Origin of the sequence: Streptomyces sp. NPDC005266, from assembly GCF_040607655.1 — a bacterium.
Classification (GTDB): domain Bacteria; phylum Actinomycetota; class Actinomycetes; order Streptomycetales; family Streptomycetaceae; genus Streptomyces.
The window spans coordinates 1-24,040 of the sequence record NZ_JBEXHC010000027.1 but is presented as its reverse complement, the minus strand read 5'-3'; the positions used below and the strand labels follow the sequence as shown (position 1 = coordinate 24,040).

The following is a 24,040-nucleotide window of genomic DNA, read 5'->3' as shown; positions in this document are numbered from 1 at the left end:
CTTCCCCCCTGACCTGCGATTTCCCGGGACTTCCCCGCGAATGTGCATCCGTTGTGCACGCGCGGGTCGCGGCCGTCAGGGCAGGGCTTCGGCGTAGTCGTGTGATGTGCGTTTTGTGATCACGTGAGTCCGAGTAGGGCGAGTGGGCGGCGTGGGTCGCGGGCGTTGCGGCGGAGGGCTGCGGCGATGTTGGTGGTGCCGTTCAATGGGGACTCCGGCGTGCCGCTCCGCATTGTCCCGGGTACGCGCGACACGACGGACCGCTTAAGGAGGGGCGGCCCGTCATGTCGGGCCCGAGCAGGAGCAGATCCTCGTACGGCCCAAACGCCGTCCGCGCGGACGCCGACGGGCGACGGTCCACGGGGATGCCGAACACCACGTCGTGCCGACCCGTCCAGCGCGCCAGCAGCACGGTGAAGGCGACCGCCGGTACCGCCCACACGGGTACGCCTTCCTCGTGGGCGAGCCGTCGTAGGACCTCGGCGTGCGGGGCGTCGAGGAGCAGCCTGCGGACTGTCGCCCGGTGGTTCGGCGTCCTCGGCCGGGCCCGGTCGAGCGGCAGGTCGAGCGGCGGGATCGCCTCCAACCACCGGTTCCAGTACGGCAGTCCTTCGTCCGGGCCCTGCCGCTCCAGGGCCGTCCGGTCCGCGTACGAGGGCGGCAGCTGCGCCGGGCCCTCGATCAACGCCGCGTAATGGGAGGCCAGTTCATGCTCCAGCACAGTGAGCGAGGCCCGGTCGGCGACGATGCGGTGCGCTGTGAGCAGCAGCACGTGCCGCTCCTCGCCGGTGCGCACCAGGGTGGCACGCAACGCGGGCCCGCGGTCGAGGACGAAGGGCCGGGCGCTCTCACCACGGTGGTCAACCCCAAACACGGGCAAGCCGTGGACGTCGGACAACAGCCGCAACAAGGTGTGCGGGAACTGGACGAAGCCGCCGCTGAACGCTTCGGTGGGGACCGTGGACTGCGATGAGTTCGCGATGGCCTCCACCCACGAGAGCGGCGGGTTCCCCGGCAGTGTCAACCAGGTCGCCAGCGGCGACGAATGCGCGCAGCTCCTCACCGACAAGGTGAACAGTGGGAATTCCGCGTTCGGACTTCTGGCCGACACGCGGGTAGATGTGGACGGTCCGGCGGCTCAGCCGAAGTGCGACCGGGCTGCTGTTCCGAGCACGCAGAATCAGCAGGCGTTCAAGAGGTTCCCGGCTCCTGCGTGGCGGCTTTTGGACGGGGACGGGTTCTTCCTGTCCAATCCGGGGTTCGATCACTGCCCGGGCACCGAGGCGACGTGTGCGTGGAAGAAGGTCTGATGTAGCGGCCTGAGACACAGAGTGAGGGGGCATTCTGGGCTGCCCCCTCGTTTGTTTCTGCGTGCGCTGTCAGGCTGTCAGGGGGGTCCAGAGATGTTCGTCGTCGGGGTTGATCATGCTGCCCCAGATGAGGGCGCCTGCGACGAGTGGTGCTCGGCAGCGGCGCCGCGCCACGACGATGCCCGCCGCGCCCGCGGCGCCCTGACCGCCCGACGGCCTCGCTCGTCGCCGGACGGCCACAAGCGTCGTTGAGAGCGCATCCGGCACTGGTGTGCCTTTGTATAGGAAGTGTCGCCATGTGCGTCGCGTCAACGGGAGAGGAGTGATCAATGATGCTCATGCGAGCCGATCCCTTCCCGGGGGGTGGACAGGCTGACGAGCAGGTGCCGGGTACCGCAGCGAGGCCGACGGCTCCCAGCGCAGGCGAAAGCGCGGAAGTCGCGACGACGGACTGACGGCCGGGCCCGCCCGCGCGGGGGACGCGCCCCGCAGCAGAGGAAAGGGGACCGTGATGGTGATGCAGTGGGACACGTTCGTGTCAGCCGTCAAGGAGCGGGGCGAATACGAGACGCCTCAGGAGGCCGAGCGAGCGATCCGCGTCGTGCTCGCGCTACTGGGTGCGCACTTGGTGGGCTCCGTACGGGCCGACCTGGCGGCCCGGCTGCCCGAGACCTGCGCACTCGTGCTGCTCAATCCGCTCCAGGCGCACGAACCGCTGGACCCCGAGCGGTTCGTGCGGGCCACCGCGGCGTGGATCGAGGGAGCCACCGACGAGACGGCGAAATGGGACGTGAGTGCCGTGTTGAGCGTCGTAGCCGACGCCGCGGACCAGGAGTTGACGCGCCGTGTCCTCCTCCAGCTCCCACCAGGTTACGACGTGCTCTTCGGCCGGCCCCAGCAGGTCTGACAGCCGGCGACGCCTGAGCCGGCACTTGGCGGGTTCTTGGCGAGTTCCTCAAGGCTACGCGGCCGTGACTCTGTGCTGCTCGCCCCCGCCTGTTCCTGCGGTCCGCGCGCCCGGTCGTCGGCGAGCTGATCCGGCTCGTTCCCGCCTGATGCGTGGAAGGACAGTACTGGGGGCCGTATCGCCGTCTGCGCCTCCACGCCCGGCGGTCCGGTCCATTCGAGCGCGCGGAACCGCAGGGGTAAAATTAGGCCACGGTTACCCACATGTCACCCACATGCCACCTATATGCAGGTAAATGCCCGAGGGTGAAGTCCTCGGGCGCACGTTCACCGGGCAGGGAGGGTAGAGATGCCGGACCGTCTGTTCCGAGACCGAAAGGATGCCGGCCAGATCCTCGCCGGACTCCTTGAGCATTACCGGGAGGACCCCGACGTCATCGTCCTGGGCCTGCCGCGCGGCGGTGTCCCGGTGGCGTACGAGGTTGCCACGGCCCTCGACGCCCCGCTCGATGTCTTCCTGGTCCGCAAGCTCGGAGTGCCGGGCCGCGAAGAGGTCGCGATGGGGGCGATCGCCGACGGCGGTGTCGTGGTCCTCAACGACGATGTCATTCGAGGCATGGACATCCAGCCCGAGACGCTGCGGCGCGTGGCCGAGCGAGAGGCCCGGGAGCTGCTGCGGCGCGAGCAGGCGTACCGCGAGGGGCGGCCCCCGCCGGAGCTGGAGGGCAAAAAGGTCATCCTGGTCGACGACGGCCTCGCGACGGGCGCGAGCATGCGGGCCGCCATCCAGGCCCTGCGGAAGCACCGGCCCGCGAGCATCGTCGCCGCGGTACCCGCCGCGCCCCAGTCGACCTGCCGGGAGCTGGCGGCGATGGTGGACGAGGTGGTGTGTGCCACCACGCCGTCGCCGTTCTTCGCGGTCGGTGCCTCCTACTGGGACTTCACCCAGACCACGGACCAGGAGGTACGGGACCTGCTGCGCGCGGCGTCGAGGCGGCCGGCCGCACCGGGCCCGCAGGGGCCCAGCGAGGTGGCCGTCATCGCAGCCGAGGCCGTGCCGGTCGAGGAGGGCGTGCCGAGCGACGAGGCGCTGTTCGACCTGGTGGGCGACGCGCACTTCGTCCTGATCGGCGAGGCCTCCCACGGCACCCACGAGTTCTACGCGGCCCGCGCGCGCATGACCCGGCGCCTCATCGAGGAGAAGGGCTTTTGCGCCGTCGCGGCCGAGGCCGACTGGCCCGACGCGTACCGGGTGAACCGCTATGTGCGCGGCCGCAGCACCGACGCCGTGGCCGAGGAGGCGCTCCGCGGCTTCGAACGCTTCCCCACCTGGATGTGGCGGAACACCGCCGTGCTGGACTTCGTCGGCTGGCTGCGCGAGCACAACGAGCGGTCCGGGGGCGAGGAGCGGGAGAAGGCCGGCTTCTACGGCCTCGATGTGTACAGCCTGTACCGGTCGATCCAGGAGGTCATCTCCTATCTGGAGCGTGTCGACCCCGCCGCCGCGGCCCGTGCCCGGGAGCGCTACGCCTGTTTCGACCACTACCGAGCCGAGGAGGACGCCCAGGCCTGGGGCTTCGAGGCGGCGTTCGGGGCGGGCGAGACCTGCGAGCAGGAGGTGGTGGACCAACTGGTCGACCTGCAGCGGAACGCGGTGGAGTACGCGCGGCGCGACGGGCTGCTCGCCGAGGACGAGCACTTCTACGCCGAGCAGAACGCCCGCACGGTGAAGAACGCCGCTGAGTACTACCGCACGATGTTCGGTGGTCAGGTCTCCTCCTGGAACCTGCGCGACCGCCACATGGTCGACACCCTCAATGCCCTGGCCGATCATCTCGGCCGTCAGCGGGGCGAGCCCGCGAAGATCGTGGTGTGGGAGCACAACTCGCATCTCGGGGACGCCCGGGCCACGGAGACCGCGTCCCGGGGCGAGTTCAACGTCGGCCAGCTCGTACGCGAAGGGCACCCTGGCGACTGCCGTCTGCTGGGCTTCACCACCTACGCCGGCACGGTGACGGCGGCGGACGACTGGGGAGGGCCGGCCGAGCGCAAGAGGGTGCGCCCCGCCCTCGCCGACAGCGTCGAGGAGTTGTTCCACGAGGTCGGCCAGAAGGACTTCCTCATCCCCTTCGCCCATGCGCCCCGTGCCGCCGAGGCGCTGCGCTCGGCACGTATGGAGCGGGCGATCGGCGTCATCTACCGCCCGCAGAGCGAGCGGCAGAGCCACTACTTCCAGGCACGGATGGCCGACCAGTTCGACGCGGTGATCCACATCGACGAGACCCGGGCGGTCGAGCCGCTGGAGCGTACGGCCAGGTGGGAAGCGGGCGAGGCGCCCGAGACCTACCCCGTCGGTGTCTGACCTGTGCGGAGGAGGCCCACCCGGCTACGTCAGAGGAAGAATGAGCGGAAGGACCGAGCGCATGGCACAGACAGGGTTCCCCTCCTTCAACACCACGGTGGACAAGACCAACCACATCCTCAAGGAAATCGAGCAGGCCTACGGGTGGCCGAAAGAGCGCAGAAACCAGTCGTACGCGGCTCTGCGGGCCGTTCTGCGGAATCTGCGGGACCGCCTGACGGTGGACGAGATCGCGCAACTCGGCGCGCAATTGCCGATCCTCGTGCGGGGAATCTACTACGAAGGCTGGGACCCGTCCCACGCGCCCGTGAAGATGGGCCGAGAGGAATTCCTGGAGCGGGTACGGGAAGAGTTTCCGTATGCGGTGGAAGGCGGAACGGAACGGCTCGTCCACACGGTTCTGCAGGCCGTGCGCCCGCACATCAGCGAGGGCGAATGGGAGGACATCAAATCCGTCGTGCCGAAGGATCTGGCGAGCCTTCTGGACTGACCGGGCACGCACCTGGGCCCTTCAGTGGAGGCTGCCGGCGCGGAGAGATCGGGGGTGCCGGCCGGTTGAGCTGTTGTGTCCCGCCGGTTGAGCCGTTGTGTCCCGCCGAGCCCGTCCCGGGGTGGTCGCTCCGGGAACAGTTGCGTCTGTACGCGCATGACGACGTGCCCGAGGCCGGAGAGGGCACAGACGATGGCGAGTTGCTGTACCACCTGTGTCTGCGCATCGACGCCGCGCTCGGCGCGCGCGTCGAGAAATTGGGGTACGACAAGGGACACCACACCCTGGAGGTGCGGGTCAAGGGCGGCACCTGGGTCACGAAAGCCGTGCCACCGTTCGTCTGGCACGCCATCCAGGTCCTCATCGCAGGTCGCACCGAGGGCTTCACCTTCTCCACCATTACCGGCAATTGGCTCGACGAGCTCTCCCAGTGCCGCGCCATCAAGGCCACCGCCAAGCACGCGGGCCTCCCGCAGAAGAAGCACGGCCCGCGCTCCCTCAAGCACAGTACGATCACCCACGCGTACGACAGGCCCGGCGCCCGCCCGGAAAAAATCCAGCACTGGGCCGACCACAAGGACCCGCGGACGACGCAGCGGTACAACCAGCGCCGTGGCGCGCTCGAGGGAAGCCCCGCGTACGACGCGGCCGCGTCCATGGCCGAGGGACTGGAGGCCCCGTAGCGATGCCGTTCGACCCCGAGCGTCCCGCCCCACCGGACGGGATGAAGCACCGCACCGCCCACGGCTACATCATCGCCGGACCTGACGACCGCGGATGCTGCGTGATCCACGAAATGTGGGTCGCCCCTGGGCAGCGCGGCACCGGCGAAGGGCGCGCTTTGGTTGAGTCCGTCCGTACGTGGGCGCGTACTGAGGGCCTGTGGCCGCTCGTGGTCCACTGCTCGCCCGGCAATGAAAGTGGCCGGGCCTTCTACGAGGCCCTTGGCATGCGGGCTGTCGCCATCGTTTACCAGGACGACCTGGACAACTGCTCCACCCGCAGCCCTTCCCGATCGCGGTAGCGCGAACGGTCTGCCGTGCGGCCTACTCAGCCCTTGTCTGCCCAGTAGTCGGCCAGCATCTCGCCAGGCCAGGCGGGCTCGTGGATTCGGCCGCGCGGGCCCATCTCTTGAAAGTAGGGAGACAGGTCGTAGATCTTCGTGCCGACCACGGCGTCCAGGTCGGTCACGTGCAATCTGAGCCCGTCGACCTTGAGTAGCCGGGGGAAGCTCTGCGCGAGCTGGTTGGGGCGCCGGTGGTTGCGATGGGCGAACGTGCCTGTTGCCGGCCACTGCGGGTTTCCGCGCGGGCTGCGGGCGTGGTACTCCACATCGTCGGGCGATGCCTGATCGAAGTGCCACACGACCACCAGATGGGAGAACTCCTCCAGGCCCTGCACGGAGTCGCGGGGGAACTCGGCCTCGTCGAGCTGGATCACCGACTCGACGCCACCCCAGTAGTCATCGGCGACCTCGATACGGCCCGCGACTACTTCCCCGATCGGCTTGATCTCCAAAGCCATGGCCCCAGCCCTTCGACTCGGTCTTAACGACACGTGTGATCAATCATCAGGCGCCGTTCCGAGTACGCCCCATACGACGCCGCCGTGGTGACCGCCGGGGCCTTGGACATCCCGCCTGCCTGGCGCGAGCAGCTGACCGAAGGCGGCCGGCTCGTCGTCCCGCTGCGCATCCGGAACCTGATGCGCACGTATGGCTTCATCCGCCAGGGTGACCACTGACGGCTCTAGTTGACACATAACGGCGACAACTGTCATCAGATCGCCAACGTCGGACCTGACGGGAGGCCGGGGGCTGGCGGCCTGACGCAGCGCGACTGGTGACCGCGGAGGGTCACGCCAGAAATAGTGCCTGCGGCTCTACGCGGCAAGGCGCCAAAAAAGCCCCTGAACGTCTCTCTGTCGCACTTTCAAGGGGTCAAGGCAGGGGGGATTGGCTTGGCTGGAGCAAGGGCCGCACGGTGGCGCATGGAGGCGTTCTCGCCCCTCCGGTAAGGGGCATCTCCGGTATCCTGAACGGCGTCCCGGCAGTCAACGGTCCCAAGGCCGGTGAGCCTCCGGGGCCTTGTTTGGGCTGCCTGCCCTGTCTCCGCCAGCTGTCCGGCCGCTCCCGCACCGTGGTGCGGGAGCGCGGTCTGCCATGCCCGAAAGAGAGCATCTGTGACCACTTACGACACTCGCGCCGCCACCGGCACCCCCGGATCCCAGCAGCCCGGCCATGTGGGGGCGGCGTCGTACGACGCCAACGCGATCACTGTTCTGGACGGCCTGGACGCCGTGCGCAAGCGGCCCGGGATGTACATCGGCTCCACGGGAGAGCGGGGGCTGCATCACCTGGTGCAGGAACTCGTGGACAACTCCGTGGACGAGGCACTCGCGGGGGTGGCCGACCGGATCGACGTGACGGTCCTGGCCGACGGCGGGGTGCGGGTGGTCGACAACGGTCGCGGCATCCCGGTGGGCATGCACCCGCTGGAGAAGCGACCGGCCGTCGAGGTGGTGCTGACCGTGCTGCACGCGGGCGGGAAGTTCGGGGGCGGCGGGTACGCAGTCTCCGGCGGTCTGCACGGTGTGGGCCTGTCGGTGGTCAACGCCCTGTCGACCCGGCTGTCGGCGGAGATCTGGACCGACGGCCACCGGTGGACGCAGGACTACAGGGACGGCGCTCCCATCGCCCCACTGGCCCGCCACGAGGCCACTCCCCGGACGGGCACCTCGCTGACGTTCTGGGCGGACGGCGACATCTTCGAGACCACCACATACTCCTTCGAGACGCTGTCGAGGCGTTTCCAGGAAATGGCCTTCCTCAACCGCGGGCTCACCCTGACCCTCACCGACGAACGGCCCTCCGCGCGCGCGACGGCCGCGGTCGACTCGGCCGACACGGCCGACTCGGCCGACACGGACCCGGCAGCGAAGACGGTCTCCTACCGCTACGACGGCGGCATCACCGACTTCGTCGCCCACCTCAATGCCCGCAAGGGCGAGCCGGCCCATCCCTCGGTCATCACCATCGCCGCCGAGGACACGGAACGGCTGCTGTCGGTCGAGGTCGCCCTGCAATGGAACGGCCAGTACACCGACAGCGTGTACTCCTACGCCAACGCGATCCACACCCATGAGGGCGGCACCCACGAGGAGGGCTTCCGCACGGCCCTGACCACCGTGGTCAACCGCTACGCGCGGGAGAGGAAGCTGCTGCGGGAAAAGGACGCCAACCTCTCCGGCGAGGACATCCGCGAGGGCCTGACCGCGATCGTCTCGGTCAAGCTCGGCGAGCCGCAGTTCGAGGGCCAGACCAAGACCAAACTCGGCAACACCGAGGCGCGCACCTTCGTACAGAAGATCGTCCACGGGCATCTGACCGACTGGTTCGACCGCAATCCGAACGAGGCCGCGGACATCGTGCGCAAGGCCGTCCAGGCGGCCACGGCCCGGGTCGCGGCCCGCAAGGCGCGCGACCTGACCCGCCGTAAGGGCTTGCTGGAAACGGCGGCGCTGCCGGGCAAGCTGTCCGACTGCCAGTCGAACGACCCGGCGATGTCGGAGATCTTCATCGTCGAAGGAGACTCCGCCGGCGGCTCGGCCAAATCCGGCCGCAACCCGCAGTACCAGGCGATCCTCCCGATCCGCGGCAAGATCCTGAACGTCGAGAAGGCGCGGATCGACAAAATTCTGCAGAACCAGGAGATCCAGGCGCTCATCTCCGCGTTCGGTACGGGTGTGCACGAGGACTTCGACATCGCCAAGCTCCGCTACCACAAGATCATTTTGATGGCGGACGCCGACGTCGACGGCCAGCACATCAGCACCCTGCTGCTGACCTTCCTGTTCCGCTTCATGCGGCCACTGGTCGAGGAGGGGCACGTCTACCTCTCCCGCCCGCCGCTGTACAAGATCAAGTGGAGTCGGGACCACGTCGAGTACGCCTACTCCGACCGCGAACGCAACATGCTCCTGGAACGGGGCCGACGGGACGGCCGCCGGATCAAGGACGACTCCATCCAGCGCTTCAAGGGTCTGGGCGAGATGAACGCCGAGGAACTGCGCGTCACCACCATGGACCCCGACCACCGGGTCCTGGGCCAGGTCACCCTCGATGACGCGGCCGTCGCCGACGACCTCTTCTGCGTCCTGATGGGCGAGGACGTGGAAGCCCGCCGCCACTTCATCCAGCGCAACGCCAAGGACGTCCGCTTCCTCGACATCTGACCCTGGGCACTGCTCCCGCCCCTCCCGGACGCGTGACCCGAAGCCCCACCACTACCCTCTGTTGCCCAGGAGAGCACTGCGTGAGTACAATCCCCGCCCCGGCCGCCGGCAGCCGCCCCCAGGACGGCTCCGACTACACCGCACGGCACCTGATGGTGCTCGAAGGGCTCGAAGCCGTGCGCAAGCGCCCGGGCATGTACATCGGATCCAGCGACAGCCGCGGTCTGATGCACTGCCTGTGGGAGATCATCGACAACTCCGTGGACGAGGCCCTGGCCGGCGCCTGCGACCACATCGAGGTCATCCTCCACGACGACGGCTCCGTGGAAGTCACCGACAACGGCCGCGGCATCCCCGTGGACACCGAACCCCGCACCGGCCTGTCCGGAGTCGAGATCGCCTACACCAAACTCCACGCCGGCGGAAAATTCGGCGGCGGCTCCTACGCCGCCTCCGGTGGCCTGCACGGCGTCGGCGCCTCCGTGGTCAACGCGCTGTCCGCCCGGCTGGACATCGAGGTCGACCGCCACGGCCGCACTCACGCCATCAGCTTCCGCCGCGGCACACCCGGCACCTACACCGGCCCCGGACCCGACGCCCCCTTCACCCCCGCCCAGGGACTGCACCGGACCACCAAAATCCCCAAGTCGCGGATCGGCACGCGCGTGCGTTACTGGGCCGACCGCCAGATATTCCTCAAGGACGCCAAGCTCTCCCTGGAGAACCTGCACCAGCGTGCCCGCCAGACCGCGTTCCTCGTGCCCGGCCTGACCATCGTCGTCCGCGACGAGTACGGCCTCGGCGAGGGCGGCAGCAAGGGTGAGGAGTCCTTCCGCTTCGAGGGCGGCATCAGCGAGTTCTGCGAGTACCTGGCGAACGACAGGCCGGTCTGCGACATCCTCCGTTTCAGCGGACAGGGCGCCTTCAAGGAGACGGTCCCGGTCCCGGACGAGCACGGCCAGATGACGCCCACGGAGGTCACCCGCGAGCTCGGCGTGGACGTCGCGCTGCGCTGGGGCACCGGATACGACACCACGGTGCGTTCCTTCGTCAACATCATCGCCACCCCCAAGGGCGGCACCCACGGCGCCGGCTTCGAGCAGGCCGTCGTCAAGACGTTCAACGAGGTGCTGCGCGCCAAGAAGCTGCTGCGCGTCGCCGAGGACGACATCGCCAAGGACGACGCCCTGGAGGGGCTCACGGCGGTCATCACGGTCCGCCTCGCGGAACCGCAGTTCGAGGGCCAGACCAAGGAGGTCCTCGGCACCTCGGCGGCCCGCCGCATCGTGAACAACGTGGTCAGCACGGAACTCAAGGCGTTCCTGACCTCCACCAAGCGCGACGTGGCCCAACAGGCCCGTGTCGTCACGGAGAAGGCCGTCGCCGCGGCCCGCACCCGCGTCGCCGCCCGCCAGCACAAGGACGCGCAACGCCGGAAGACGGCACTGGAGTCCTCGTCCCTGCCGGCGAAGCTCGCCGACTGCCGCAGTGACGACGTCCACCGCGGCGAGCTGTTCATCGTCGAGGGTGACTCCGCGCTCGGTACGGCCAAGCTGGCACGGAACTCCGAGTTCCAGGCGCTGCTGCCGATCCGCGGCAAGATCCTCAACGTGCAGCGGTCGTCCGTGACCGACATGCTGAAGAATGCCGAGTGCGGTGCGATCATCCAGGTCATAGGAGCGGGTTCGGGCCGTACCTTCGACATCGATCAGGCCCGGTACGGCAAGATCATCATGATGACCGACGCCGATGTGGACGGCTCCCACATCCGGTGCCTGCTGCTCACGCTCTTCCAGCGCTCCATGCGGCCCATGGTCGAGGCCGGCCGGGTCTTCGCCGCGGTGCCGCCGCTGCACCGCATCGAACTGGTCCAGCCGAAGAAGGGCCAGGAGAAGTACGTCTACACGTACTCCGACCGCGAGTTGCGCGACAAGCTCATGAAGTTCCAGAGCAAGGGCATCCGGTACAAGGACTCGATCCAGCGCTACAAGGGTCTGGGTGAGATGGACGCCGACCAACTGGCCGAGACCACGATGGACCCGTGCCACCGCATCCTGCGCCGGATCAACCTCACCGACCTGGAAGCCGCGGAAGACGTCTTCGATCTGCTGATGGGCAACGACGTCGCACCGCGCAAGGAGTTCATCGCCAGCTCCGCTGCCACGCTCGACCGCTCCAGGATCGATATCTGAGAACTGCGCGGCCCACCCAGGCGGCCCCCGCCTGCTCTGTTGCCCGGACCAACGCCCGATTGGCCAACTACTGGACGACAAAATGGCCAACTAGAAAGCGACTCAGCGGCCTGACCAGTAGGAATCAATGCGTCACTGGTCACCTAGCGGTCGACGCCACAGCCGGGAAGGAGATCTCTTGCCTTTACGGTTCGGGGCTCCGCTTGACTTCGAGTGCACACGAATTCGTAGCCTTCCAGACATGATCACTGCACAGGTCAAGATCGGATCCGGTTTCGGCGCCACCAGCACTGCCGACGACGTCCTGCAGGGCATCGACCTGGCCGGAAAGCTCGCCCTCGTCACCGGCGGTTACTCGGGCATCGGCCTGGAGACCACCCGCTCGCTCGTCAAGGCAGGTGCCCAGGTGGTCGTGCCCGCCCGCCGCCCGGTCACCGCCGAGCAGGCGTTGGCCGATATCCCCGGCGTCGAGCTGGACGAACTGGACCTCGGCGACCTGGAGAGCGTGCGCGGCTTTTCTGAGCGGTTCCTCTCCTCCGGACGGAACATTGACATCGTGATCGACAGCGCCGGGATCATGGCGTGCCCGGAGACCCGGGTGGGGCTTGGCTGGGAGGCCCAGTTCGCCACCAACCACCTCGGTCATTTCGCCCTCGTCAACCGTCTGTGGCCCGCGATCGCACCGGGCGGTGCCCGAGTCGTCTCCGTCTCCTCCCGCGGCCACCACCTCTCCGGCATCCGCTGGGACGACATTCACTGGCGGCAGAACTACGACAAGTGGAAGGCCTATGGCCAGGCAAAGACCGCCAACGTCCTGTTCGCCGTCCAGCTCGACAAGCTCGGCCGCGACGCCGGCGTCCGCGCCTTCGCCCTGCACCCGGGCGGCATCATCACCCCGCTGCAACGGCATCTGCCCAAGGAGGAGATGATCGAGCGCGGCTGGATCGACGAGGACGGCAACGCGCTTGACCCCGAGGGCTTCAAGACACCGCCGCAGGGTGCGGCCACCCAAGTGTGGGCGGCGACCTCGCCGCAGCTGGACGGGCTCGGTGGCGTCTATCTGGAGGACTGCGACATTGCCGAGCCCGCGCAAGAGGGCGACGAGCGCGTTGGGGTCAAGGACTGGGCAATCGACCCGAAGCAGGCGGCTCGGCTATGGGAGCTGTCGGCAGAACTGACGGGCGTCAACGCATTCGCCGCCTAGAATTCCCGCCATGAATCCGCCGCGAGGTGCACGTCGCCCGACGGTCTTTCGAGTACTGGACCAGCTAGAGATCTTCAATGGCTGAGGTTACGGCGGTTGGAAGTCGTGGCCGGTCTTGGCGATGAGGCCGTCGACGAGGCCGGGCCGGTACTGCATCCGTTTGAGCCGGGTCTTCACCAGCGCGGTGGTCGAGGCTGTGTCCGGTGAGGCTGGCCAGCGACCTCTTCAGGTGTGACCACACACCCTCGACCGGGTTGAACTCGGAAGCGTACGCCTTGCCGGGCAGGGCGGTGCGCCCCGGGCAGGGCACCCATCGGCAGCTCGGCGCGCGGCCGTGGCAGCGGGGGCGTACGGCCGTCGTGGATGTCAGGGGCAGGCCGTACACCTACATCAGGCAGGAGGGCGCCCGGAAGGGTCCGGGTTCGGTCGGCCGCTGGTGTAGCGCGGGGAGGCGGTTCCATCGACGGTCGGCGGCCGTGCGCCCCTTGGGCTTGCCCGCGGGTTCGGGCCGGTGCTGCTCCAGCCAGTAGTCGAGCGGCGCCCGCCCCTGGCGGGACACAGTGCCGGCGGGGACGAGCTGCGCGACGACGTCCTCGACCCACGCCTCGGCTGCGGCCCCGCGCTCCCTGCGCTGTTCCTCCCACTTCCACATGAGTTCGGCGAGCGTCAGGGCCTCGAGTAGACGGCGAGTCGGAAAATCGGTTGATCGGAGACGGATCGACTTCTTAAAGTCCTAACCGGTCTCCTTCGGTCACACCATGCGCAACTGGAGCCACTTCCGAAGGTGCCCAATCCAGGAGTTCCGCCGCCCATCGGCCGCGGCGCTCCGTCCGGAGCCGCCCGGCAACGCGGCGACAGCGGCACCACCAGTGCCTCATGACAAGGTTGGGAGCAAGACATGGCAGGTTCAAAGACGAAGGCCCTCGTGGGCCGCCTCGGTCGCGGCGCGGCCCTCGGGTTCGCCGCGACGACCGCGATCGTCGCCCTCGGCGCCGTCCCGGCTCACGCGCAGGAGGGCACCGCGGGTGAAGCCGAGGGCTGGAGCTGCGACTCCGGCCGCATCTGCATGTACGAGGACGCCAGCTACACCGGCAGCAAGTACGTCAACTGGAAGCCCACCGGCACCAACCAGAAGTACCAGATAGACGGTTGGGACGGTGACAACGAGATCACGTCGCTGATCAACAACACCGGCTACAACATCCGGATCTACGACAACGACGACTACTCAGGCAACTCGATCTGCGTCGCGCCGCGCACGTCCATCAACAACCTGAAGGTCGGCTGGATCTTCAACGACAAGGCCGAGAGCGCCAAGACCGTCGCCCGCTGCTAGGCAGTTTCGTTTGGATCAGTCGGTCGTTGGTCTGGGGGTGCCGTTAACAGACATGCGGTGGGCGCGGATCGAGCTGTTGCTCCCGGACAGGACACCGAAGCGGTGTGGCCGGTGGACGGACCACCGGGAGGTGATCGACCCGATCGCCTTCAAGTTTCAGACCGGAACGCAGTGGGTGCACCTGCCGCAGGAGTACGGCAATTGGAGAGTGTCTACAACCGGCTGCGGATGTGGGCTGTCGATGGCACCTGGGAGCGGGTGTTCACCGCGCTGATGGCTCAGGCCGATGCCGATCAGGATCTGGCCTGAGCGGTCTCGGTGGATTCGACGGTCGTGCGGGCTCACCAGCACGCGGCCGGGGCCCGCAAATAGGGGCCCCGGCCGCCGAACCGGCCGACCACGCCATCGGCCGGTCCTCTTTAGACGGGCTGGAGGCTGCGGAGCCAGATGACGGCTCCGCGTAAGTGGAGTCCGGCCAGGTAGCTGGCCGGGGTCTTGTCGTAGCGGGTGGCGAGCCCGCGCCATTCCTTGATCTTGTAGATGCAGCGTTCGGCCGTATTGCGCTCCTTGTACAAGGCCGCATCGTGGCTGACGGGGCGTCCGCCACGTGAGCCGCGCTTCTTGCGGTTGGCGGCCTGGTCGGTCTTCTCCGGGATCACTGCCCGGATCTTGCGTCGGCGCAGGTAGGCGCGGTTGGCGCGGGACGAGTACGCCTAATGGGCAGTGAAGCGGGGCACCGCCAGGCCCACCCCGGCCTTCGAGGCCCTGAAAGAGACGGCGGGCCCCGCTTCAGCAAGTGCCATACATCGTGGTGGTGATCGGCGCCGGGAAGCCGCAGAGTACGCCCGGGCCCTGGAGCCGTTGGACAAGCACCGGACCCCGGCACCGTTCACCACCACGAGACCGACGCAACTACCGCATCCAGCCCGACGACCGGATCGTTGAAGTCCGTGGTCCGAGCCGCCTGCGGGGATCACCTCTCATCAAGCCTGGAGCCCTTGAGCTCCTGAGCAGACCGAGGGCCCCCGGGCCGCTGGGGGTCACGAACGGCTAATCGGATGCTGGGCCATCGAGCCCTTCCATTAGGGAGACGCGTGCCCCCGCACGGCTGCGACCAGCAGCAACACGCCCCTGACCGAGAGGACGAAAACGACACGATGACCGTCACCTGCGGGATCGACTGGGCCAGCGACCACCACGACGTCGCCCTGGTCGACCACGAGGGAACCTTGTTAGCCCGGGCCCGGATCACCGACGACGCCGCGGGCCTGCAACAGCTCTTGGAGCTTCTTTCCACCCACGGCGACAGCGAGAACACCCCGATCCCGGTGGCGATCGAAACCTCCCGCGGCCTGCTCGTGGCCTGCCTTCGAGCCACCAAGCGTCCCATCTACGCGATCAACCCGATGGCAGCTGCTCGCTATCGCGACCGGCACGCGGTCGCCCGCAAGAAGTCCGACCACCTCGACGCCATGGTGCTGGCGAACATCCTGCGCACCGACCGGGCCGTCCACCGATCGCTGCCCGACGACAGCGAACTCGCCCAAGCCGTCGCCGCCTGGCCCGCGCCCAGCAGGACGCCGTCTGGGACCGCACTCAGGCCGGCAACAAACTCCGCTCCCACCTGCGCGAATACTTCCCCGGCTTCCTCGCGGCTTTCCAGCCCAGACGCGAAGGGCTGTGCTCGAAGACAGCCCGTGTCGTACTGGCCGTCGCGCCCACCCCGGAACAGGCCGCCAAGCTCACCCGCACCCAACTGTGCTCGCTCCTGAAGAAAGCGGGCCGCCAGCGCGGTATCGAGGCGGAAGCCGAGCGGCTCCGCCAGGCCCTCCGGGTCACGCAGATGCGGCAGCTTCCACAAGTCGAACAGGCCATGGGCCGCCAGACCATCGCTCTGCTGAGACAGCTCGACGCCGCCTGCACCAGCGCAGACGATCTGACCACTGCCGCGGTGGAGTCTTTTGAAGCACACCCGGACGCCGAGATCATCACCAGCTTTCCAGGGCTCGGGTCTCTCACCGGCGCCCGGGTGCTCGCCGAGATCGGCGACGACCGATCCCGCTTCACCGACGCGAAGGGACTCAAAGCCTTCGCCGGGGCCGCACCGGTCACCCGGGCGTCCGGCAGAAGCCTCGCGGTCATGGCCCGCAGGGTCAAGAACCAGCGCCTGGCCTCGGTCGGCTACGTGTGGGCCTTCGCCGCGCTGACCGCCTCATCAGGCGCCCGCGCTCACTACGACCGTCGACGGGCCGGCGGAGACCGCCACACCGCTGCCCAGCGCAACCTCTTCAATCGCATGCTCGGCTGCCTGCACCACTGCCTCACCAAACGAACCCACTACGAGGAAGCCACCGCTTTCCCCGTCCCCCAAGCCCCTCAACTCTCCGTCGCCGCTTGACAGATCAACCGCACCGGATGTCTTGTCCGCGGCGACCGCGTCGGGGCGGGTGCGGGGGCGGCCCACCGGCCCGCGCACCTTGATGCGTTCCAGAACGGCGGTGAAACGGGGACTGTCGGCGGCCTGGCCGGGCGTGAGGACGAAGGACAGCGGGTGGCAGCGGCGGTCCGCCGACAGGTGCACCTTGCTGGTCAACCCGCCACGGGAACGGCCCAGTTTGGCAGCGCGGAGACGGGCCTTGCGACGCCGGCGCAGACGCCGACGCTCCTCACGGGCCTCGTCTGGCGCCTCGTCCCGGTCGACTATCGAGGCGTTTTGCCCCTTTGGAGAAGCCCCTTTTCGTCGGCGACGGCCTTCTCCAGCGTCTCCAGCAGTTCCGGGTCCAGCATCATCCCGGCGGCGTGGTGGTGGACCCGGGCAGACGTGGAGTCCACGCTCACCAGCCCGAGCTCCGCCTGCCCTCGGGCGGCGGCCTCAGCGATCACCGCTTCCATCAGCGCCTGGAAGACCCCCGCACCGGCCCACAGGTGGAACCGCCCGTAGACGGTGGACCAGGACCCGTATCGCTGGGGCATGTCCCGCCACGGACTGCCCGTACGGAACCGCCACATCACGCCGTTCACCAGTCGCCGCAGGTCAGGAGTCGGACCGCGCTCGCCCAGCGGCAGCAACGGCTCAATCACCGCCCACTCGTCGTCCGTGAGATCACACCGAGCCATCCCGCCTGTCTGCCGCCCCGGAGCCAGCCAGGGCAGCAGAACGTCCAGACTCGTGATCCGAACTCGGTAAACGCCAAAGAGTGCGCGCGGACCCACACCTGCCTATCCTGAATCTGCGGTGTCTTCCTCGCGTCCAGAAGAAGGGGATGCGGCGCAATTTGCAGCGGCGTATGGCTATCCCGAGACCCGAGATACCCGCACAGCCGAGACGCCTACTGTCAGGAGCGGGCATGGCTGATCGCGCAACGATGGAGCGTATCTGGGAAGCCCACACCGCCGGCGAGTTCGTGGCGCAGGACGTGGAGGCCACGATGGCCACGATGGACGACGACCCCATCGTCGTCCATGTGCCGACCGCCATGGGCGGTAGTGGGTACGACGGCGTCAAGGACTTCTACGCACGCTGGTTCATTGGACGGAACCCGGACGATTTCACTGTGCGTTCGATATCCCGCACGGTGGGAGACGACAGCCTCGTAGACGAAATGATCGTGTCGTTCACCCACGACATCGAGGTGCCCTGGATTCTGCCTGGATTGGCACCCACCGGGCAGCAGGTCCGCATACCCGTCATCGCCGTCGTGGACTTCCGAGGCCCGCGTGTGCGGAGCGAGCGCATCTACTGGGATCAAACGGCGGTGCTCGCGCAGACGCAGTTGCTGAACGACGACATCCTCCGGCGCCTGCCCGTGGTCACCACACCGTTGGACGTACTGGACGGCAGGGTCCCCCTCAACCAGCTGACGTCGCCCCGCCTCGATGTCGAACCGTGAAGGTCAATCCCCTCGAACCCGGAACCGGTCGTAGATCGTAGCTGCGCAGGTCAGGGATCGGCCCACGTTCGCCCAACGGCAGATGCGGCTCGATCAACTCCCATCCCTGAGCGGAACAGAACCCGGCGTAGAGGCCGACTCGTCCGCCCTTTCCCCATCCGCCCTAGTCAGCGCTGTGGGCGTGTGATCAGGTACGGCCCCTGTCGTCGAGTTGGCCGATAACAGTTCAGCCAATCGAGGTATGTAACTGTCGGCGAGTGCGCGAATACGCCATGCTGTCAGTGTCATGGGCCACACTGGCAGGCCCAGAGACAGCCTGGGGGGGTACACGATGAGTGTGACGATCAACGAGCAGTGGAAAACAGATCACGACGACGACGTGGTGATTGTGGTCTCCGATGAGGAGTACCAGGCCGCTGCGCGGCGCTCGTTGGATGAGCTGGGCCTGACGTACGCTCAGCTTGAGGAGCAAGCGCGCAACGGCTACTTCACGTCCGCGCAGGCCCACGCCCTGTGGGTGTCGATCGGCGGCACGGTTGACCTCTGAGCTTGAACGACAGGCTCGCGCATTTGCTCAAGAGTTACAGAAGGCACTTAACGGGACAGTGTGCCAGCACGTACGTATTGCGGCCGTGCTCCGACCTCGCTCCGAGGTGGGTCCAGTGTTCACTCTTGGCCACGGCCTGTCCCGCGGCAACCCGACCCAGCCCCAGGCATTTCCGCTGCGTGTGGACAACAAGAGCCCTCGCGCTTGGATGAGTCTGTCTTTTCAGCTGCGCCTCGATGACGAGAACTCGTATCTGACAGTGCACTCGTCGTATTGCGCGATCTTCGCTGACCAAGGGTTGGAATCGTGCCTCTGTCATTTTGACTATGAGCGGGAGAAGGACAGGTACACCAGCGCGCACGTCCAGGTCTACGGCACTTCGCCGGCCCTCGAAGCACTGAACGGCAAAGATGATCAGAAGCGCACCCTCGACAAATTGCACATACCCGTAGGCGGGAAGCGGTTTCGGCCATGCATCGAGGATGTCATCGAGTTCCTGATCAACGAGCGGCTTGTCGATGCACACGAGGGCTGGGAACAGAGAGTCGAGGAAGGTCGAGCCCGGTACCGGAGAAGCCAACTCAAGGCCGCCATGCGACGCCATCCGGACGTCGTGGAGGAGTACTTGCGGGATAGGGAGCGTGCGGAGTAGGGGAGTTGAAGACCAGGCTGCTTCGTACGGCAGGGTCGGCGTGGCCTGTGGGACGTCGAGCGGCGTTTCAGCCTGTCGCCGGCCTGTCTGGACCTGAGTTGCCTCTCGCTCCGCGGCCGATGAGTGTCCGTTCTCGGTCAAATGCCGGTCGGGGGTGAGGCCGAGGTGCCGGAGGTCGAGGCCCTGGGCCGGGGGCAGGGTGGACCAGGCCGCGCGCAGTGTCTCGACACCGTGGCGGAAGCGCTCACCGCGGTCGGCGAACTCCAGCCCGAAGAGGGGGCATTCCACGGGCCGGTCGCCGCCGGCCAGGCCGAGGATGAAGCGCCCGCCGGACAGGACGTCCACGGTGGCGGCCTTGGCGGCCAGCAGGGGTTGGCGCAGTGGGAGGACGACGGCCGCGGTGCCGAGTACGGCGTGCTCGGTGATGGCCGCGAGGTGTCCCAGGTGGGTGAAGGGCCACACCGCTGTGCTCCAGCACCCGCTCCAGGTGCGCGGGCTGGAAGTTGGACACGCCGATGGCGCGGGTCTGGCCGTCGGTCGGCGGCTTCTCCAGCGCGCGCCAGGTGTCGAGGTAGAGGTCGCGGGCGGGCGTGGGGCAGTGGATGAGGTAGAGGTCCACGTAGTCCGTGCCGAGCTTGGCCAGGCTGGCGTCGAAGGCCGCGAGGGTGGAGTCGTAGCCCTGGTCGGCGTTGGACAGCTTCGTGGTGAGGAACACCTCGTCGCGGGGACGCCCGAGGAGGCGAGGGCGCGTCCCACGCCCGTCTCGTTGCCGTAGATGGCCGCGGTCTCAATGCTGCGGTGACCGCCCCGCGGTGTCGGTGCCGCGGTAACCGGCCTACAGGGCGGAGAGGACCGCTCCGGTGGTCTGCTCGTCGTCGACCTGGAAGACGCCGAAGCCGAGCTGCGGGAGCTGGAGAGCGTTGTTGAGGGTGAGGTGCGGTACGGAGGTCATGGTGTCCTTCGTCGGTTCCGTGGGGTGCTTGGGCGTGTGTTCTCTTGCGAGGGGGGCGTGGTCAGCCGAGGGTGGCCACCGCGGCCGTGGCGAACTCGTGGTCCTGCTCCGGGGCGCCGCCGCCCACGCCGATCGCGCCGATCAGGCGGCCGTCGCGCCGCACCGGTACGCCACCGGCGATGAAGAGCAGCGGGCGGTCGAGGGCGGTCGGCAGGGTGTGGAAGGGGCCGCCGGGCTGGACGTACTCGACGAGGTCCGCGGTGGGGGCGTTCAGCTGGAGCGCGGTGAATGCCTTACGGGTGCTGGTCTCGCCCGCGATCAGGACGGCCCGGTCGTCGCGGCGGAAGGCGAGCAGGTGGCCACCGGCGTCGAGGACGGTGATCGCGACCGTCGCCCCGGCCGCCTCGGCGGCGGCGCGGGCGGCCTCGACCAGGGCCTCGGCGTCCTGGGTGCTCAGCGGGGCCACGGTGGCGGTGTCAGTGGTGCTCATGTCGGGCGGTACTCCTTGCGGTGATGGCGCTGCGTGCTGTTGCGGTGACGGTTGGCTTCAGTGGCGGTCGGCGGGGACGCCGACCGGCTCGGGGGTGGCGGCGCCGACGGCCCGGCCTTCGTGGTGGGCGTGACGGCGCTCCAGGGCGGCGGAGAGGACGGCGAGCACGAGGGCGGAACCGGCCAGGATGGCGCCGACCCAGTTCGGGGCGGTGTAGCCGAGCCCGGCCGAGATCACGAGGCCGCCGAGCCAGGCGGAGAGGGCGTTGCCCAGGTTGAAGGCGCCGATGTTGACGGCGGAGGCGAGGGTGGGGGCGCCTGCCGCGTGGTCCAGGACGCGCTTCTGCAGGGGCGGAACGGTCGCGAAGCCCAGGGCGCCGACGAGGGCGATGGTGACGGCGGCCGCGATCTTGTTGTGGGCGGTCAGGGTGAAGAGCGCCAGGACGAGGGCGAGGGCGCCCAGCGATACGTACAGCATCGGCATCAGGGCGCGGTCGGCGAACTTGCCGCCGATCAGGTTGCCGCCGACCATGCCCACGCCGAAGAGGACCAGCAGCCAGGTGACGGACGAGTCCTGGAACCCGGCCACCTCGGTCATCATCGGCGCGATGTAGGTGATCGCGGCGAAGACGCCGCCGAAGCCGAGGACGGTCATCGCCATGGCGAGCAGCACCTGTGCGTTGCGGAACGCGGCCAGCTCATGGCGTAGATGCACACCCTCGGGCTTGGGGATCTCCGGGACGAGCCGGGCGATGCCCGCCAGGCCCACCACGCCCAGCGCGGCGACCAGGTAGAAGGTGGTCCGCCAGCCCAGCGACTGGCCGATGGAGGTGCCGAGCGGTACGCCGACGACGTTCGCGATGGTCAGACCGGTGAACATCATCGAGATGGCGCCGGCCCTCTTCTCGGGGGCGACCAGGTCGGCCGCGACGACCGATCCGATGCCGAAGAACGCGCCGTGCGCGAACGAGGCGACGATCCGCCCCACGAACATCAGACCGAAGACGGGTGCCAGGGCCGAGAGCAGATTGCCCACGATGAACAGGCCCATGAGCAGCATCAGCATGCGCTTGCGGGAGATCCTCGTACCGAGAGCGGTCATCAGCGGCGCGCCGACCATGACGCCGAGCGCGTAGCCGGTCACCAGGAAGCCGGCGGTGGGGATGGACACGCCGAAGTCGCCGGCGACTTCGGGCAGCAGCCCCATGATCACGAACTCGGTCGTTCCGATCCCGAAGGCCCCGATGGCCAGTGCCAGCAGTGCGATGGGCATGAGGGTTCACTCCAAGTGATTGCAACTGCGCCTTACGGGCGTCCACAATACTTGCATGAGAATTAATTGCAAGCGCGCTATATTTCTGGTGCTGAGCATCACGCTCCGGCCGGCCCTCCCCCGGCCCTCCCGCGCCTGACCGCCCGCACCTGGCCCCAAGGAGGAACCCCGTGACCACCACGGACATCGCATCGCCGAGAGGTTCCGCATGACCGACACCACCGCCCTCGACGTCGGGGTCCCGCAGCCCCGCAAGGACGCGGCCGCGGCCGGCGCGGTCGAGACCGTGACCGATGAAGCCTGCCGGACCCTGCACCTGCCCACGATCCGCTCCCGCTGGGAGGAGCTGGCATCCACCGCGCCGAAGGAGCGGGCCCACCTTCAAGGACTTCCTGGTCGACCTGCTGGAAGCGGAGTGCCTCCAGCGCGAGGAAGGCAAGAAGGCCCGGCTGGTCAGGGAGACGAACTTCCCCCGCCCTAAGCGGTTGGAGGACTTCGAGTTCGAAAAGAACCCGAACATCGTTCAAGAGCAGGTCAACACCCTCGCCGACCCGGCCTGGGTGAAGGCTGGTCTTCCGCTCTGCCTGATCGGGGACTCCGGCACCGGAAAGTCCCACCTGCTGATCGGGATCGGCACCGCGATCGTCGAGGCGGGCATGCGGGTCCGCTACACGACCACGGCCAACCTCGTGAACGAGCTCGCCGAGGCCGCGGACGAGAAGAAGCTCGGCCGGACTCTGGCCCGTTACGGGCGCGTTGACCTTCTCTGCCTGGACGAGTTCGGATATCTCGACCTGGACAAGACCGGCGCGAAGCTGCTGTTCCAGGTGTTCACCGAACGCGAGGAACGACGGGCGATCGCCGTCGCCTCCAACGCTCCGTTCTCGGAGTGGAAGCAGACCTTCACCGACCCGCGGCTCTGCTCGGCAATCGTGGACCGGGTCACGTTCAACGCGCACATCATCGAGACCGGCACCGACAGCTTCCGCCTGGCCCAGACCCAGGAGAAGCGCCGCCGCAGGACCTGATCAGCGAAAGGCAAGCGAAGATCAGCCAGGGCGGCCAGCGAACGAGCAAATAGTCCGGCCGCCCTTGGCCGCTCAGAGTCGGCTACTGGGCGATGAGCGGATCATGCCGGTCGGCGGCGGGGTGATCCCGCACCCGGGCAACGTCAAGCCGAGGCGGCGGCAACGCAGAACTCATTGCCCTCCGGGTCGGCCATCACCACATGGTGCCCCTCAAACTCCTCCAGGACGACCCCTCCCGCCTTAACCAGCCGCTCGGACTCCGCCCTGATCCGCGCCCACTTCTCACCGGGGCTGCCGTGTCCCGGCACCCGGATGTCGATATGAAGCCGGTTCTTCGCGGTCTTCGGCTCGGGGACCTTGAGGATGCTGAGCCGGGGGCCGGCGCCGTCAGGATCGCAAAGCCACGCGCCGTCGTCCGCGGAATCGTCCTCTGGAAGGTCGAACTGAGCGAGCCACTCCTCGCGGGTTCTGAAGGGAGCGGGCGGCGGCTCGTCCACATACCCCAGGGCCGTCTTCCAGAACTCGGCGAGGAGCTTCGCGTCTGCGCAATCAAGGGTCAGATCGATTCTGGCTGCCATAGCAGAACCGTATTGCGCACCTCTGACAGCCGCGGCTGAGTCGGAGGAGAGACGGCTGCTGATACGCCGTGACTGGTCGGACACTGTCAGACGCGCTGCGGCCGACAGCCCTACGAGAGCTGCCGGCCACAACTTTGCTCAGCCCGGACGTTCTCCGCCGCCCGAGCCAACGCCCGCATCCGTCGTCCACCGCGGATCGGAGAATCCGACGGTCCCGGATCGAACACGGGTCGAGATCCTGCGGTCCGTCAAGCCTGTCGGGGGCCCTCCGTCCGGTCCGGATCCGATGCGTTTCACGCTACCGCCCCGGCCCCCCACCACCGCCAAACAACCCACCCGAACGGGGTGGAGCCAAAACAACTTGCCGGAGCCAGGTTGACGCCCCTCACCCGGCCCTCGTCACACCCCAAGTGGAGCCACTTCCAGTGTCGAAGTGGAGCCAAAACAACCTGTCACAAACAGCCCGGGGGTCCGGTCCCTCCGCCCGGGGGTCGGGTCTCCCCGCCCGGGGGTCCGGTCCCTCCGCCCGGGGGTCGGGTCTCCCCGCCCGGGGGTCCGGTCCCTCCGCCCGGGGGTCGGGTCTCCCCGCCCGGGGGTC

General features: G+C 68.1%; 22 protein-coding genes and 4 pseudogenes. 16 read left to right on the top strand and 10 right to left on the bottom strand.

Features of this window, described 5'->3' with window-relative positions; genetic code table 11:
- Positions 1 to 202: 202 nt before the first annotated feature.
- Positions 203 to 991, bottom strand: coding sequence for a condensation domain-containing protein (locus ABZU99_RS31685; RefSeq protein WP_356048429.1), 789 nt, complete (start codon positions 989 to 991; stop codon positions 203 to 205).
- On the opposite strand from ABZU99_RS31685, the gene ABZU99_RS31680 reads away from it, so the two are divergent.
- The 6 genes from ABZU99_RS31680 (at position 981) to ABZU99_RS31655 (ending at position 6,092) form a co-directional block, all read left to right on the top strand.
- Complete coding sequence (locus ABZU99_RS31680; protein ID WP_356048427.1) at positions 981 to 1,310, top strand: hypothetical protein; 330 nt, start codon at positions 981 to 983, stop codon at positions 1,308 to 1,310. The genes ABZU99_RS31685 and ABZU99_RS31680 overlap by 11 nt on opposite strands.
- Before the next feature lie 511 nt (positions 1,311 to 1,821).
- Positions 1,822 to 2,217 (top strand): DUF2267 domain-containing protein, encoded by a 396-nt coding sequence (locus ABZU99_RS31675; protein WP_355951278.1) that lies wholly within the window; start codon positions 1,822 to 1,824, stop codon positions 2,215 to 2,217.
- A gap of 348 nt (positions 2,218 to 2,565) precedes the next feature.
- Positions 2,566 to 4,578: an erythromycin esterase family protein gene (locus ABZU99_RS31670; protein ID WP_355951276.1), complete on the top strand. Its 2,013-nt coding sequence runs from the start codon at positions 2,566 to 2,568 to the stop codon at positions 4,576 to 4,578.
- A gap of 61 nt (positions 4,579 to 4,639) precedes the next feature.
- Entirely contained in the window at positions 4,640 to 5,068 is a 429-nt protein-coding gene (locus ABZU99_RS31665) for a DUF2267 domain-containing protein (RefSeq protein ID WP_355951274.1), read from the top strand.
- A 164-nt stretch (positions 5,069 to 5,232) separates the two neighbouring features.
- The gene (locus ABZU99_RS31660) at positions 5,233 to 5,751 is read left to right on the top strand and encodes a tyrosine-type recombinase/integrase (protein ID WP_356048424.1); all 519 of its coding nucleotides are present in this window, start codon (positions 5,233 to 5,235) and stop codon (positions 5,749 to 5,751) included.
- Between the two features lie 2 nt (positions 5,752 to 5,753).
- Positions 5,754 to 6,092: a GNAT family N-acetyltransferase gene (locus ABZU99_RS31655; protein WP_356048422.1), complete on the top strand. Its 339-nt coding sequence runs from the start codon at positions 5,754 to 5,756 to the stop codon at positions 6,090 to 6,092.
- Between the two features lie 26 nt (positions 6,093 to 6,118).
- On the opposite strand, the gene ABZU99_RS31650 is transcribed toward ABZU99_RS31655, so the two are convergent.
- Entirely contained in the window at positions 6,119 to 6,592 is a 474-nt protein-coding gene (locus ABZU99_RS31650) for a TrmO family methyltransferase (protein ID WP_356048420.1), read from the bottom strand.
- Positions 6,593 to 6,676: 84 nt separating this feature from the next.
- Between ABZU99_RS31650 and ABZU99_RS31645 the strand changes: the two genes are divergently transcribed.
- From ABZU99_RS31645 to ABZU99_RS31630, 4 genes are all read left to right on the top strand, one after another.
- On the top strand, positions 6,677 to 6,811 hold the full coding sequence (locus tag ABZU99_RS31645) for a hypothetical protein (RefSeq protein WP_356048418.1): 135 nt from the start codon (positions 6,677 to 6,679) through the stop codon (positions 6,809 to 6,811).
- A gap of 438 nt (positions 6,812 to 7,249) precedes the next feature.
- Entirely contained in the window at positions 7,250 to 9,301 is a 2,052-nt protein-coding gene (gene gyrB, locus ABZU99_RS31640) for a DNA topoisomerase (ATP-hydrolyzing) subunit B (protein ID WP_356048417.1), read from the top strand.
- 80 nt (positions 9,302 to 9,381) lie between these two features.
- Positions 9,382 to 11,493, top strand: a complete 2,112-nt coding sequence (locus ABZU99_RS31635; protein WP_356048415.1) for a DNA topoisomerase IV subunit B — start codon at positions 9,382 to 9,384, stop codon at positions 11,491 to 11,493.
- A 241-nt stretch (positions 11,494 to 11,734) separates the two neighbouring features.
- Positions 11,735 to 12,697: an SDR family NAD(P)-dependent oxidoreductase gene (locus tag ABZU99_RS31630; RefSeq protein ID WP_356048413.1), complete on the top strand. Its 963-nt coding sequence runs from the start codon at positions 11,735 to 11,737 to the stop codon at positions 12,695 to 12,697.
- Between the two features lie 385 nt (positions 12,698 to 13,082).
- On the opposite strand, the gene ABZU99_RS31625 is transcribed toward ABZU99_RS31630, so the two are convergent.
- Positions 13,083 to 13,349, bottom strand: a complete 267-nt coding sequence (locus ABZU99_RS31625; RefSeq protein WP_356048411.1) for a hypothetical protein — start codon at positions 13,347 to 13,349, stop codon at positions 13,083 to 13,085.
- 246 nt (positions 13,350 to 13,595) lie between these two features.
- Between ABZU99_RS31625 and ABZU99_RS31620 the strand changes: the two genes are divergently transcribed.
- Together ABZU99_RS31620 and ABZU99_RS31615 are read left to right on the top strand one after the other, a co-directional pair.
- Entirely contained in the window at positions 13,596 to 14,033 is a 438-nt protein-coding gene (locus ABZU99_RS31620; protein ID WP_356048409.1) for a peptidase inhibitor family I36 protein, read from the top strand.
- Positions 14,034 to 14,085: 52 nt separating this feature from the next.
- Positions 14,086 to 14,181 (top strand): annotated as a pseudogene (locus ABZU99_RS31615) (hypothetical protein); the annotation flags it as partial.
- 271 nt (positions 14,182 to 14,452) lie between these two features.
- Here ABZU99_RS31615 and ABZU99_RS31610 read toward each other — a convergent pair.
- Positions 14,453 to 14,746, bottom strand: a pseudogene (locus ABZU99_RS31610) (transposase); the annotation flags it as partial.
- A 444-nt stretch (positions 14,747 to 15,190) separates the two neighbouring features.
- Here ABZU99_RS31610 and ABZU99_RS31605 point away from each other — a divergent pair.
- A pseudogene (locus ABZU99_RS31605) lies at positions 15,191 to 16,431 on the top strand (IS110 family transposase).
- A 302-nt stretch (positions 16,432 to 16,733) separates the two neighbouring features.
- Here ABZU99_RS31605 and ABZU99_RS31600 read toward each other — a convergent pair.
- Positions 16,734 to 17,150 (bottom strand): IS5 family transposase, encoded by a 417-nt coding sequence (locus ABZU99_RS31600; protein WP_356048407.1) that lies wholly within the window; start codon positions 17,148 to 17,150, stop codon positions 16,734 to 16,736.
- Positions 17,151 to 17,380: 230 nt separating this feature from the next.
- Between ABZU99_RS31600 and ABZU99_RS31595 the strand changes: the two genes are divergently transcribed.
- Complete coding sequence (locus tag ABZU99_RS31595) at positions 17,381 to 17,923, top strand: nuclear transport factor 2 family protein (RefSeq protein WP_356048405.1); 543 nt, start codon at positions 17,381 to 17,383, stop codon at positions 17,921 to 17,923.
- A 337-nt stretch (positions 17,924 to 18,260) separates the two neighbouring features.
- Positions 18,261 to 18,470 carry a hypothetical protein gene (locus ABZU99_RS31590; protein ID WP_356048403.1) on the top strand — a complete coding sequence of 70 codons (210 nt, stop codon included), beginning with the start codon at positions 18,261 to 18,263 and terminating at the stop codon, positions 18,468 to 18,470.
- Between the two features lie 34 nt (positions 18,471 to 18,504).
- Here the strand turns inward: ABZU99_RS31590 and ABZU99_RS31585 are convergent, their stop codons facing one another.
- From ABZU99_RS31585 to ABZU99_RS31570, 4 genes and pseudogenes are all read right to left on the bottom strand, one after another.
- The gene (locus ABZU99_RS31585) at positions 18,505 to 19,584 is read right to left on the bottom strand and encodes an LLM class flavin-dependent oxidoreductase (RefSeq protein ID WP_356048401.1); all 1,080 of its coding nucleotides are present in this window, start codon (positions 19,582 to 19,584) and stop codon (positions 18,505 to 18,507) included.
- Position 19,585: 1 nt separating this feature from the next.
- Positions 19,586 to 20,074, bottom strand: a pseudogene (locus ABZU99_RS31580) (aldo/keto reductase); the annotation flags it as partial.
- Between the two features lie 61 nt (positions 20,075 to 20,135).
- The gene (locus ABZU99_RS31575; RefSeq protein WP_356048399.1) at positions 20,136 to 20,564 is read right to left on the bottom strand and encodes a heme-binding protein; all 429 of its coding nucleotides are present in this window, start codon (positions 20,562 to 20,564) and stop codon (positions 20,136 to 20,138) included.
- A 57-nt stretch (positions 20,565 to 20,621) separates the two neighbouring features.
- Complete coding sequence (locus tag ABZU99_RS31570) at positions 20,622 to 21,836, bottom strand: MFS transporter (RefSeq protein ID WP_356048397.1); 1,215 nt, start codon at positions 21,834 to 21,836, stop codon at positions 20,622 to 20,624.
- Between the two features lie 293 nt (positions 21,837 to 22,129).
- Here ABZU99_RS31570 and istB point away from each other — a divergent pair, with 293 nt between their 5' ends.
- Positions 22,130 to 22,864 (top strand): IS21-like element helper ATPase IstB, encoded by a 735-nt coding sequence (gene istB / locus ABZU99_RS31565; protein ID WP_355954227.1) that lies wholly within the window; start codon positions 22,130 to 22,132, stop codon positions 22,862 to 22,864.
- A 143-nt stretch (positions 22,865 to 23,007) separates the two neighbouring features.
- On the opposite strand, the gene ABZU99_RS31560 is transcribed toward istB, so the two are convergent.
- The gene (locus ABZU99_RS31560) at positions 23,008 to 23,442 is read right to left on the bottom strand and encodes a VOC family protein (protein ID WP_355954230.1); all 435 of its coding nucleotides are present in this window, start codon (positions 23,440 to 23,442) and stop codon (positions 23,008 to 23,010) included.
- Positions 23,443 to 24,040 lie beyond the last annotated feature (598 nt).